The sequence below is a fragment of the Pseudoalteromonas sp. genome (assembly GCF_036960685.1).
GTDB lineage: Bacteria > Pseudomonadota > Gammaproteobacteria > Enterobacterales > Alteromonadaceae > Pseudoalteromonas.
Genome location: NZ_JBALXK010000009.1, coordinates 83289 through 95107, shown reverse-complemented (window position 1 = coordinate 95107; position 11819 = coordinate 83289). Strand labels below are relative to the sequence as shown.

At 41.7% G+C, this 11819-nt stretch carries 12 protein-coding genes; 1 reads left to right on the top strand and 11 read right to left on the bottom strand.

Translation table 11 applies throughout. The features are described 5' to 3' along the window. Positions 1-7: 7 nt before the first annotated feature. The 3 genes from V7783_RS09705 to hrpA all read right to left on the bottom strand — a co-directional run bounded on the left by V7783_RS09705 (position 8) and on the right by hrpA (position 4646). Positions 8-304, bottom strand: a complete 297-nt coding sequence (locus V7783_RS09705; RefSeq protein ID WP_335678551.1) for a PilZ domain-containing protein — start codon at positions 302-304, stop codon at positions 8-10. 8 nt (positions 305-312) lie between these two features. Further along, positions 313-690, bottom strand: a complete 378-nt coding sequence (locus V7783_RS09700) for a response regulator (protein WP_335678550.1) — start codon at positions 688-690, stop codon at positions 313-315. Positions 691-758: 68 nt separating this feature from the next. Further along, entirely contained in the window at positions 759-4646 is a 3888-nt protein-coding gene (gene hrpA, locus V7783_RS09695) for an ATP-dependent RNA helicase HrpA (RefSeq protein ID WP_335678549.1), read from the bottom strand. A gap of 183 nt (positions 4647-4829) precedes the next feature. Between hrpA and V7783_RS09690 the strand changes: the two genes are divergently transcribed. Then, a complete protein-coding gene (locus V7783_RS09690) occupies positions 4830-5123 on the top strand; it encodes a hypothetical protein (RefSeq protein ID WP_335678548.1) in 294 nt (97 codons plus the stop codon). A 67-nt stretch (positions 5124-5190) separates the two neighbouring features. On the opposite strand, the gene V7783_RS09685 is transcribed toward V7783_RS09690, so the two are convergent. From V7783_RS09685 to pspA, 8 genes are all read right to left on the bottom strand, one after another. Continuing rightward, complete coding sequence (locus V7783_RS09685; protein WP_335678547.1) at positions 5191-5535, bottom strand: 4a-hydroxytetrahydrobiopterin dehydratase; 345 nt, start codon at positions 5533-5535, stop codon at positions 5191-5193. A 9-nt stretch (positions 5536-5544) separates the two neighbouring features. Beyond that, positions 5545-6342: a phenylalanine 4-monooxygenase gene (gene phhA, locus V7783_RS09680; protein ID WP_335678546.1), complete on the bottom strand. Its 798-nt coding sequence runs from the start codon at positions 6340-6342 to the stop codon at positions 5545-5547. A gap of 212 nt (positions 6343-6554) precedes the next feature. Then, complete coding sequence (gene megL / locus V7783_RS09675) at positions 6555-7736, bottom strand: methionine gamma-lyase (RefSeq protein ID WP_335678545.1); 1182 nt, start codon at positions 7734-7736, stop codon at positions 6555-6557. A 128-nt stretch (positions 7737-7864) separates the two neighbouring features. After that, complete coding sequence (locus V7783_RS09670) at positions 7865-8908, bottom strand: TIGR01620 family protein (RefSeq protein ID WP_149980749.1); 1044 nt, start codon at positions 8906-8908, stop codon at positions 7865-7867. Beyond that, positions 8905-10320 (bottom strand): YcjX family protein, encoded by a 1416-nt coding sequence (locus V7783_RS09665; RefSeq protein ID WP_442961357.1) that lies wholly within the window; start codon positions 10318-10320, stop codon positions 8905-8907. The genes V7783_RS09670 and V7783_RS09665 overlap by 4 nt, the downstream gene beginning before the upstream one ends. Before the next feature lie 55 nt (positions 10321-10375). Beyond that, a complete protein-coding gene (gene pspC, locus V7783_RS09660) occupies positions 10376-10777 on the bottom strand; it encodes an envelope stress response membrane protein PspC (protein WP_335678544.1) in 402 nt (133 codons plus the stop codon). Beyond that, positions 10774-11007: an envelope stress response membrane protein PspB gene (gene pspB / locus V7783_RS09655; RefSeq protein WP_335678543.1), complete on the bottom strand. Its 234-nt coding sequence runs from the start codon at positions 11005-11007 to the stop codon at positions 10774-10776. Before pspB ends, pspC begins: the two co-directional genes overlap by 4 nt. Positions 11008-11067: 60 nt before the next feature. Continuing rightward, entirely contained in the window at positions 11068-11727 is a 660-nt protein-coding gene (pspA, locus tag V7783_RS09650; RefSeq protein WP_064668107.1) for a phage shock protein PspA, read from the bottom strand. Between the last annotated feature and the right edge of the window lie 92 nt (positions 11728-11819).

Genomic DNA, 11819 nt, shown 5'->3' with positions numbered 1-11819 from the left:
CATCAGGTTAATTGAACTGCATTATCTCAAGCCCCGCAGTTACCGTGCCATCACTCTCTTTGCTGGCACGAATTACCCTCGCGGTTGCATCCAATGGTGCAATAGCGGGGCTAGTAGAGTCAATATTAACCTTTACAATGGTGCCCAGTTCAAGTAATTCATCCAAATGAACTGACAGCCCTGTCGCACTTAAATCGACACAGACTACATCAAATTGTTGATCCGCAATTGGCTCAAGAGTCGTTAGTTTGGCACGGGCATTTAATTGCATACGTCTAAAGTTACGTTTATCTTCATTGAGCATTTGACCTCCTACACCACAGTATTTATTTTTTCCAACAACCCCACTACAGAAAAAGGTTTCACCACATACGCATCACAACCGGCATCAAACCCGGCTTGTTGTTCTTGTGCTGACTCTAATCCCGACACCATCACAATAGGTATATCGCGCGTTTCAGGGGTATTCTTCAGCATTCTACAGGTATCGTAGCCATCTAAACCGGGCATACAAACATCAAGTAAAATAGCATCCGGTGGATTGGCAATGGCCGACGATAAACAGCTCTTACCTGATTCAGCATAACTGAGCTCAAAATCCGCTGATAAAGCGACTTTAAGCATCTCAAAATTAAAGTATTCGTCGTCTACAACCAGTAAACGCGGGTGTGTATTAGCGGATGAGCGCATGATTAATACAGTTCCTTCTCATCTTACAAATGTTTCCTTCGTGTTAGGTACGCTAATTGGTACTTAACTCAATCAATTTCTTTCAAAGCATTTAGCACACGTTTTGCTGAAATTGGATACGGCGTGCCTAGCGTTTGTGCAAACAGTGATACTCTAAGCTCTTGTTGCATCCAAAAAACATCCTGCAATTGTTGTGGTACAGGCATGCCTTGTGGCACTTTGTTCAACAATTTTTGATACTCTTGCGCAACTTTATCTAATTCAAGTACACATAATCTGTCACGATTTGGGTCAACAGGCAACTTTTCTAGGCGCTTTTCTATCGCTTTTAAGTAACGAATGAGATCGCTGAGTTTGTCAGCCCCATGACTTGAAACAAAACCTTTAAAAATTAACGATTCAAGTTGGCTTTTAATATCACCATGTGCGGTGATCATGGTTAAATCAACCCGCCCTTTCATCTTTTTATGTAATGCATGGGCAATACTAAGCACTTGCTCCACTTGAGTGGCAATGGCCACAACCGCATCACCAAGCTCACCACGAATTTGCTCTTTTACTTGCTCAAACGCCTGCTCAGTACGAACATCGCCTAATTTTACCAATAGACTATCAACGCCTGCGGCAATACAGTCATCAATTAAATCAGCAACTTTACCAAACGGATTAAAATATAGACCTAATTTGGCTTTATTGGGTAAGTTTTGTTGTAAATACTTTATTGGCGACGGTACGTTCAGCAACACTAAACGGCGCAAGCCTTGCTGGTGTGCGGCTTGGGCTTTAATTTCATTATCAAATAATTCCACTGCCGCAGATGACTTTTTATCCACCAGCGCAGGGTACGCTTTGATTTCATACTGGCCTTGTTTTTTCACATAGGATACCGGTAACTTACCAAAATCCCATTGCAGCAGGTCGCTTTTCTCAATGCCTTTATCAGCAACTTTAGACAAGGTTTGCGTTACTTTACCCTGTAATTGTGCTTTGAGTTTAGCTAAATCCATGCCTCGCGCAAGTACATTGTCTTTATCATCACGTACTTCAAACTGTAAACGTAAATGTGTTGCTAATGTGGTGAGATCCCACGCATCCGGCTCAACTTTTACCCCAGTCATGCGCAATAATCGTGTACTTAACGCTTCAATGAAGTTGCCTTGCATTGGCTTAATGGCAGCCAGTACGGCATCCGCATAATTTGGTGCTGGCACAAAGTTACGACGTAACGATTTTGGTAACGACTTAATTAAACCAGTGATCAACTCATGACGAAATGCCGGGATATGCCAGTCAAAGCCAGCTTCTTCCACTTGGTTTAATAACGCCACCGGAATTTGCACTGCCACACCATCCACCGCTTGGCCGGGATCAAAGTGATAGCTCAGTGGCAACATTAAGTTACCTTGTTGCCATACATCAGGGTAATCAAATTCAGTAACGCTATTGGCTCCGTGCTGCATTAAGTCATCACGGGTCATGTGCAAATACTGTTTATCCTGCTGCTTTTGTGTTTTATACCATTTATTAAATGCCGCGCGGTTGTTGATCTGAGCTGGAATTTTCTTATCGTAAAACTCATATAAGGTTTGCTCATCAACTAAAATATCACGACGACGGCTTTTATTTTCTAGGGTTTGAATATCTTCAATTAATTCACGATTAAATTGTAAAAACCCTTCATTTTGACCTAAATCTTGCTCAACTAGCGCGCTGCGAATAAATAACTGGCGACTGACTTTTGGGTCTATATTGCTATACACACAGCGACGTTTAGAGACAATAATCAGCCCGTACAGCACTTGCTGCTCAAAGGCAATTACCGCACCGGGCTTTTTCTCCCAATGGGGTTCACTGTAACTACGTTTTACTAAATGCTGCGCAAGTGGTTCAACCCAATCAATATTAATTTTTGCATTAATACGGGCATAAAGTTTACTGGTTTCAACCAGCTCTGCCGACATCAACCATTTAGGGCTTTTCTTGAATAACCCAGAACCAGGGAAGATATGAAACTGGCTATTACGCGCACCTTTATAAACTTGCTTATCATCTTTAAAGCCAATGTGACTTAACATACCGCTCAGTAGCGCTTGATGGATTTTATCGCCATCGGCAACATTGGTGGTGGCTTTCATGCCCATTTCATTACACACTGTACTGAGCTGATAAACAATATCTTGCCATTCGCGAATACGCATATAAGCGAGCATATCTTTTTGACACAGCTTTCTGAATTGGCTATTGCTCAACTCGCTTTGCTGTTCTTCTAGGTAGTTCCACAAATTTAAAAAGGCGATAAAATCTGAATCTGGATCGTCAAAACGGCCATGTTTTTCATTGGCTGCGGCGCGCTTTTCCTGCGGACGCTCGCGAGGGTCTTGAATCGACAAAGCCGCCACAATAATAATAACTTCGCGCAGTGCTCCCAGTTTTTGCGCTGTCAGCACCATTTTTGCTAAACGCGGGTCAACCGGTAAACGGCTCAATTCAATACCCGATTTAGTAAGCTGCGTATTGCTGTTGTGCCGAGTTGGTTTAACCGCTTCAAGCTCTTCCAGCAAAGTTAAACCATCGTTAATATTACGGCTATCTGGGGCTTGTACGAATGGAAATTGCGCCATATCGCCTAAGCCTAAACCCAACATTTTTAAAATAACCGACGCTAAGTTAGTGCGCAGTATTTCTGGATCGGTAAATTCTGGACGTGAATTAAAATCATCCTCAGCGTATAAGCGAATACAAATACCCGCTTCAACACGGCCACAGCGGCCTTTTCGCTGATTGGCACTGGCTTGTGATATTGGCTCAATCGGTAAACGCTGCACTTTGGTACGATAACTGTAACGACTAATTCGTGCGGTACCGGGGTCTATTACGTAACGAATTCCCGGCACGGTCAGTGAGGTTTCAGCTACGTTGGTCGATAAAATAATATGCCGGCGACTGTGCGGGGCAAAAATTCGATTTTGCTCTGCATTCGATAACCGCGAATACAGCGGTAATACATCAGCCCCTTTTAAATTACGTTTGCTTAATGCATCAGCAGTATCACGAATTTCACGTTCGCCATTTAAAAAGATCAATATATCGCCAGGGCCTTCTTGACAAAGTTCATCAACAGCATCAAATATGCCTTGGAGTTGATCGCCCTCTGCTTCCATATCGTTTTTATCAATCTCAACAAGCGGCCTGTAACGTACATCAACAGGGAATGTTCGCCCTGATACTTCAATGATTGGCGCATCATTAAAGTGCTTTGAGAATCGCTCTGGATCGATGGTCGCCGAGGTAATAATTACTTTTAAATCGGGACGCTTTGGCAATAGGTTTTTTAAGTAACCTAAAATAAAGTCAATGTTTAAACTGCGCTCATGGGCTTCATCAATAATGATGGTGTCGTACTGGTTTAAAAATCGGTCTTGTTGAATTTCCGCCAATAAAATACCGTCAGTCATTAACTTTATATAGCTGTTATTTGAAACTTGATCACTAAAACGAATTTTAAAACCCACTTGCTGACCAAGCTCACACTGCATTTCATGAGCAATCCGATCTGCGACACTGCGCGCTGCAAGTCGTCTTGGCTGAGTATGACCTATATAGCCATCAACGCCGCGACCAAGCTCTAAACACATTTTTGGAATTTGCGTGGTTTTACCTGAACCGGTTTCACCGGCGATGATCACCACTTGGTTATTGGCGATAGCCTCTTTAATATCGTCTTTTTTCTGACTGACAGGGAGTTGTTCTGGGTAAGTAACTTTAGGTAACTGGGCTAAGCGTACCTCACGCAATTGTTGGCTACGAGCAATATCGGCAGTGATTTTTTCAATCACAGCGGCTTGTTTTGTTTCATCGGTTATTTTTTTTATGCCGTGAAGGCGTTTTTTAAAGATGAATTGATCTTTTCTTAAACACGTTTTTAGCTCACCAAACAATTGACCTAGGTTAACCACCCGCGACTACCTTCTAAAATTTGAATAAAGACGCACGATTGTAGCAAACTTCGCCGCGAGGGTTAACGTTGCTGCGATATAAAATAATATAAATGATCAAACTGCTGATAGTAGGTGTTTTCTGATATTGTAATGGTATTAAAAACCATTGAATAATTTCGTGCTACAGGGAAAGGATTATAAATGTCAGATAAACCTTGGATCAAAATTTATAATGAAGTCGACTCCGATTGCATTTTAGGCAATAAAGCCGGTTTAAGCACTTTAAGAGATGCCATTGATTACACGCTTGATAATCGTATTTACAGCGTGGAAGAAAATTTTCAAGCTGATTTTAAATCGATCATATTAGTTGATAAAAACTGGCAACAACCTAAGCCGGAAAAACTACCGCTTTGGCAGAGTGCGTTATTGGTCATAATACTCAGTGTATGGGCAGGCTTCCTGCCTATTTACGCACTCTGGTCACTATTTTAAATAATAAAAAAGGCGCAAATTAAGCGCCTTTTATGTTCTTTGGGCAGAACAGTATTTTGTGTTTTATTTATAAAGCAGCAAAAACTTCATCTGTTTTAGCAGCGCAAATAAAATCATTCTTGTGTAAGCCTTTAATCGAGTGGCTCCACCAGGTTACAGTTACTTTGCCCCATTCAGTTAATAAACCTGGGTGATGACCTTCATCTTCTGCCATATCACCTACTTTATTGGTAAATGCGATAGCTTGTTTAAAGTTTTTAAATTTGTAAACACGCTCTAATTGCATAATACCGTCGCGTACTTCAGGCACCCAATCAGGGATCATTTTAATTAGTTCAGCTAACTCAGCATCTGATACTTGTGGTGCGTCTACGTGACAGGCTTCGCATTTTTGTGCGCTTAATGATGACATCTTAAATCCTTAACTTGCTAATTTTTCTTTAGGAGGAAACTTTGGGTCATGTAACCCTAATTTTTTTGCTTGCGCAACTAACGCCATAATATCCAACTGTGAAATATCAAATAAATCATGGATAGAATTAATGGTGTAGTACAATGGCTGCATAATATCAATTCGATATGGCGTACGTAATACATCCAACACGTTCATTGGGTTGATCTCAGGCTTGTCTGAGTACACATATTGTGTCTCCCCTGGGCTTGATAAAATGCCGCCGCCATAAATTCGCAGGCCTTCATCGGTCTGCATTAAGCCAAACTCAACGGTAAACCAGTACATACGCGCTAAATAAACACGATCTTTTTTCTCGGCCGCATACCCTAACTGACCATATTTGTGAGTAAACTCAGCAAAATCAGGGTTAGTTAGCATGGCGCAGTGACCAAATATTTCATGGAAAATATCCGGCTCTTGTAAGTAATCAAACTCTTCTCGGCTTCGAATAAACGTAGCAACGGGAAACTGTTTGTTCGCTAACAGACGAAAGAATTCATCAAAATCAATTAGCGCCGGCACAGGTGCTACTTGCCAACCCGTTGTCGCTAATAATACCTCGTTAAGTTCACTTAACTGCGGAATACGATCATGAGGAAGGTTTATTTTTTTAAGGCCTTCCATATACTCATTACACGCTTTGCCTGCAATGCATTTTAATTGTCGTGCGACTAATTCTGACCATATTTTATTTTCTTCTTCGCTCCAATGGATCACCCCATTTTCATCTGGTGTCCTGGAGGTGTATTTACTTGCTTTAGCCATAATAACCTTCTTGGTGTTAAACCGGTATCGGTGTCAACGTGTTAAGGGGATACTAAGCAAATGTAAGACAAAGTTTAATAGCTAAGCCAATATCAGTAATTGGCTCCGACCCAAACATTGTACACATTTAATTACACCTAAAGATCAAAATGTTTACACCCTTTATTTTAAAAGGCTTATAACCAACTTTAATGTAAACTTAAAATTACGAATTAACCAACGCAAGTAAAGGCATGGTTAAGATCGTTAATTATGTCGTTAACATCTTCAAGACCAACAGATAATCGGATCAAGCCATCGCTGATACCTGCTGCAGCTCTTTCTTCTGGTGAATACGGAGAATGGGTCATCGATGCTGGGTGCTGAATAAGTGTTTCAGCATCACCTAAACTCACAGCAAGCGTGCACAGCTGGGTACTATTAATGAACTGCTCGCCATCTTTGAGGCTGCCCTTTAACTCAAAAGCAATTACGCCACCTGCGGCTTTCATTTGCTTACCTATAAACTTAAATCCAGGGTGAGATGCAAGCCCCGGGTAGTAAACGGTATTCACTTGTGGGTGCTGCTCTAAATACTCAGCAATCACTTGCGCGCTCTCACAATGGCGCTGCATTCGTATGGCTAATGTTTTTAAACCACGGTTTATTAGCCAGGCATCATGAGGACTAATGGTTGCACCAATGTCTTTAAGTACCGTCATTTTAATTAAGTTTATATGTTCATCTGAGCCACACACTAACCCTGCGACCACATCACCATGGCCATTTAAATACTTAGTGGCGCTGTGAACAATCAAATCAATGCCGTAATCCATTGGCTTTTGCAGTAACGGGGTAAGAAAGGTGTTATCTATTACGCTAATCAAGTTATGCTGTTTTGCCACTTGTCCTATTAGCGCTAAATCAATCACTGCCATCGTTGGATTAACTGGCGTTTCAGCAAAAATCATTTTTGAATTTGGCTTAATTGCATCACGTAATTGTTGTTCATCGGTCATATCCACAAATGTCACTTCAATTCCCCAGCGCGGTAACATATGCGCAAAGAATGCAAACGTACAACCGTATAAAGCACTTGATGCCACTAAGTGATCGCCTTGTGAGAGAAAGCTTAATACCGATGCTGATACAGCGCCCATTCCCGTTGCGGTGGCCGCAGCGGCTTCACAGCTTTCAAGTTGTGCAACCTTTTGTTCAAGCTCTGTGGTGGTTGGGTTACCTAAACGGGTATAAATATAACCGGGCTCTTCACCAGCAAACCGCGCAGCCCCTTGCGCGGCACTGCTAAAATGAAATGTTGATGTTTGATACAAAGGCGACGTTAGCGCGCCATGAGGATCGTTGGCTTTTTCTGGCCCATGAATGCATTGGCTGTCGATGTGGAGTGTGTTCATAGTTTGATCTTTTTTGATTATTATTAATATGATAATCAAAGCGTATCAGCTGATAGATAACAAGCATGCCGGATGCTCAGATGGCTATCTTCTGTACAGTGACACAAAGACACTGTACAGATATCTTGTCAGTTTGTGTCTGCTGAGCTCTCTGTGGTCGCTTTCTTACGAGACACAATCTTACTCGCAATCAACTGCGCGGTGCCTTTGAGTAAACTACGCTTGTGCTCAAGTCGCGGTAATGGGCGGCTTAACTCCATCGCTTTATAACCAATGCGTGCCGTAAAAATACCCGCGCTCAAGCCTTGTGCTGCTCGCCCTGATAACTTGCCTAATAACTCAGCACTGAGTGCCGTTGCAGCTAAATCAGATACTAACTCAGCACTGCCAACAAACATCACCTGCTTGATCAACATACGATACAATTTTATGCGACTGGCATAACCAAAACCAATCCCGTAAACCTTACCGATTTGCTCAATCAATTTAGTGCCGCGCCACAGCACAGCCATCATATCCACCAGCGCTAAAGGGCTAAGCGCCACCAATAAACCAGACTCCGTAGCAAAACGGTTGATCAGTTTTTTCGCTTGGGTATCTTGTTTCACTAATAAACTATCAGCGTACAAAGTCATGATCTCTTTATCGCTATGATGGCTATCAATACTGGCTTTAAACTCGTCAAAGCCGGTTAATTGCTGATGTTTATTGAGCTTTTCAAGCCAAGGTAATGCGCCTCCCACTTGTTCGCTATTCAGTAGTCTATCTGCCTCATGGCGATGCAATTGATTGCGCTTTAAACTACGCAACATTCTATACTCACGCCATAATAGCTTGCCTAATAACAACACCCCGCTCAGCACTGCAATTAAATATACGCTGCCTAAGATGATGGATTGCTGAAATGTCACAACCATAGAAAATATAAATTCAGCTAACACTAAAGTTATAAAGCTAATAGCAAACACGGCTTTAAGCGTTTGCCATTTTGATTTTTTATAAACTGGCGCTAAATCAATTTCCTCGTCCAGCGGCGCGTCATTTACGTGTTGATCTTCATACTCACCTTGCTCAATTACTTTTGCTGGGGTCAAGGTGAGTTCATTCCCTAAAGGCTGTTCACTGGTATCAATACGTCTACCAGCTTGAAATCCTGATGTGGTCTCGCTCATGTTAATTTGTCTCCTAACAGGTACTGCATGACATGATCCAAACGAATGTGTTTTAACTGCTTATCTGGGCTTGGCATTGGCGCAAAGGATAAAAATTCAAAGCCATGACTTGGCCACTCGTCTTTACCCAGAATTCGCAGTGGTGGTTGCGGCGGTAAATAAGTCAACCATTGCGACTCTAATAACGGCTTACCATAAATACAATTTAGGGTTTTGCCTTGTTCAACCACTTGCTTTGGCGTAGTTGCAGCAATTGATGACATCGCCATAGTTTCAATTTTAACGCCATCAAATTTTAAATGGTTACTTTGCTCATGCACTAACGAATCAAGCAGCAAGGCTAAGTCTTTATGGTGCGCGCTACTGATGTGATCCGATTTATTGGCGGCAAATAATAGTTTATCGATATTTGGTTTGAACAAACGTTTTAAAAAGCCGGTTTCGCCATAGTTAAAGTGAGCAAGTAATTGTTTGATCACATCACCTTGCTCTTGCAACGTCTCAGGCCCTTCATTGAGCGCACTGAGTACATCAACCAGCACGATTTGCCGATCAAAATTTCGAAAATGCTGACTATAAAACGGTTTAACCACTTCTTTGACATACGCATCAAAGCGTTTCTTTAAATGCGCTAAGTTCGAGCCCGCAATAATTTCATCAGTAAACTTGGCTACAGGAAAAAACAACAGCAGTGGCGCGCCTTGTAATTCACCTGGCATCAACATCCGCCCTGGTTGCAACATGGCAAGCTTAGTGTCTTTTTTAAGACCGATTAACAGCGTTTGATAATGCGCTGCAATCTCGCTTAACGCGTTTTCATCAACGGGGGCATTTAGATCAAGTTCACTAAGCGCAGTTAAAAATGCCTGTGCTTTTTCAACCCGAGGAGCGCGCTGTAACAATGCATATTGCTGCTCGCTCCATTGTTGATAATTTTGCTCTAACATAGGTAAATCAAGCAACCACTCACCAGGGTAATCAATAATGTCTAAGTACAAGGTTGATTGCGGTGCAAAATGACCTCGTAAACCAGAATCACTGCGGTATTTAATGGCAAGGCGCAAGGTGTTTATGCGTTCAGTTGAGGCAGGCCAGTGTGGCTGTCCTTCAAGCGGTAATAACGCACTTAGGGCTTTTGTATAATCAAATGTCGGAATGGTCAGCGCTTGTTGCGGTACAATTTTTGTAGCGATATGACGCTGTTGCTGCATCACATCAAAAAACGGTAAGTTTTTATCAGTCGCTTGGCTAGTCAAATGCTTCACTAAGGCGGTAATAAAAGCGGTTTTACCACTGCCACTGAGGCCAGTAACCGCTAATTTCACATGTTGGTCTAAGCTACGATGTACGGCTTTTTCAGCCTTCCCTTTAAGCTTATTAAAGGCGTTTTTTGCAGATGAAGTATTTATCATAATGAGCTAGCACTTCAGCTACATAATTACTTAGTCTAAAGTGCTATTAAATCCTTTATAGCTTATTGATTTCACGGCTAACCGTAAACTCTGTTGAAGTAACATAACGTTCCATTTCTTGTAAACGCATATCAACACGTCCTAAACGGTCTTTTAAATCTTGTAAAGCACGACGTGGTGGCTCACCTTTTTGCCATACTTTAAATTTTACTTCAAGTGGATCTTCGTGTTGCTGTGTATCAGTCTTACCATGAGCATTAGCTGGCTTTTTATCTAAAATAAACCAAGCGGCTATGTAAGCAACAACAAACAGCGGGCCACCCGCTAATAACACTGCCGTTACTACGATAATACGTACTAACCACAATTCCATATTAAAATAATCACTGAGTCCGGCACATACACCAGCTATTTTGCCACGTACGGGGTCTCTTAACAGTTCACGTTTAGTACTCATACTTTACGCCTCCACTGTGGGGCCTCTTGATCAAGTAAGGCTTCTAATGTTTCAACTCGTTCCGCCATTCTTTCGGCTTTATGTGCAAGTTCAACAAGTTGGCGATGTTCATGCTCGCTCAAACCTTGACTAACTTGCTTTTTACTACGGTAATGTAGAATAAGCCAAAGCGGAGCTACAATAACCATAAAAATTATGATTGGTGGCATTAAAACTTCTGCATCGAACATGATATTCTCCTATCAATCCGTTATATGTTTAAGCACTGGGGGCTATGCCCCCATTTATTATTATTTATCAGCAAGCTTCTTTTTAAGCGCTGCTAGTTCGTCATCAATCTTTTCATTTTGCTGTAAATCAGCAATTTCATCAGCTAATGACTTTTTGCCTAAGTCGTACGATTCTACTTGTGATTCTAGTCCATCAATCTTAGTTTCGTAACGTTCAAAGCGATTTAATGCATCTTCAACTTTAGAGCTGTCGAGTGCTTTTTTCACTTCAAGGCGCGACTCAGCTGAGCGTTGACGCAGAATAATCGCCTTTTGACGTGCTTTAGCGTCGGCAAGCTTGTCTTGTAACGTACTTACTTCTTGTTGCAGCTTATCAATGTGCGACTCTACGTGGTTAAGCTCTTCTTCAACCGCGGTTACCGCTTGCGCTGATTTTTGCTTTTCAAGCAGTGCAGCACGGGCTAAATCGTCACGATCTTTGCTCAGCGCCAGCTCCGCTTTATCTTGCCACTGTGCAACTTGCTCTTTAAGTGTATCAACGCGACGTACGAGTTCTTTTTTCTCTGCTAATGTTTTTGCAGAGGTTGAACGTACTTCAACTAACGTGTCTTCCATCTCTTGGATGATAAGACGTACCATTTTTTCAGGATCTTCTGCTTTATCTAAAATGGCATTGATATTAGAATTAACAATATCTGCAAAACGCGAAAAAATTCCCATAACATTTACCTCTGTAGTGTTTAACTTAATTGGTCTGCAGTTACTATTACAATATGCTTGCCAACTTTATAAAACATAAAATACAGTAATAA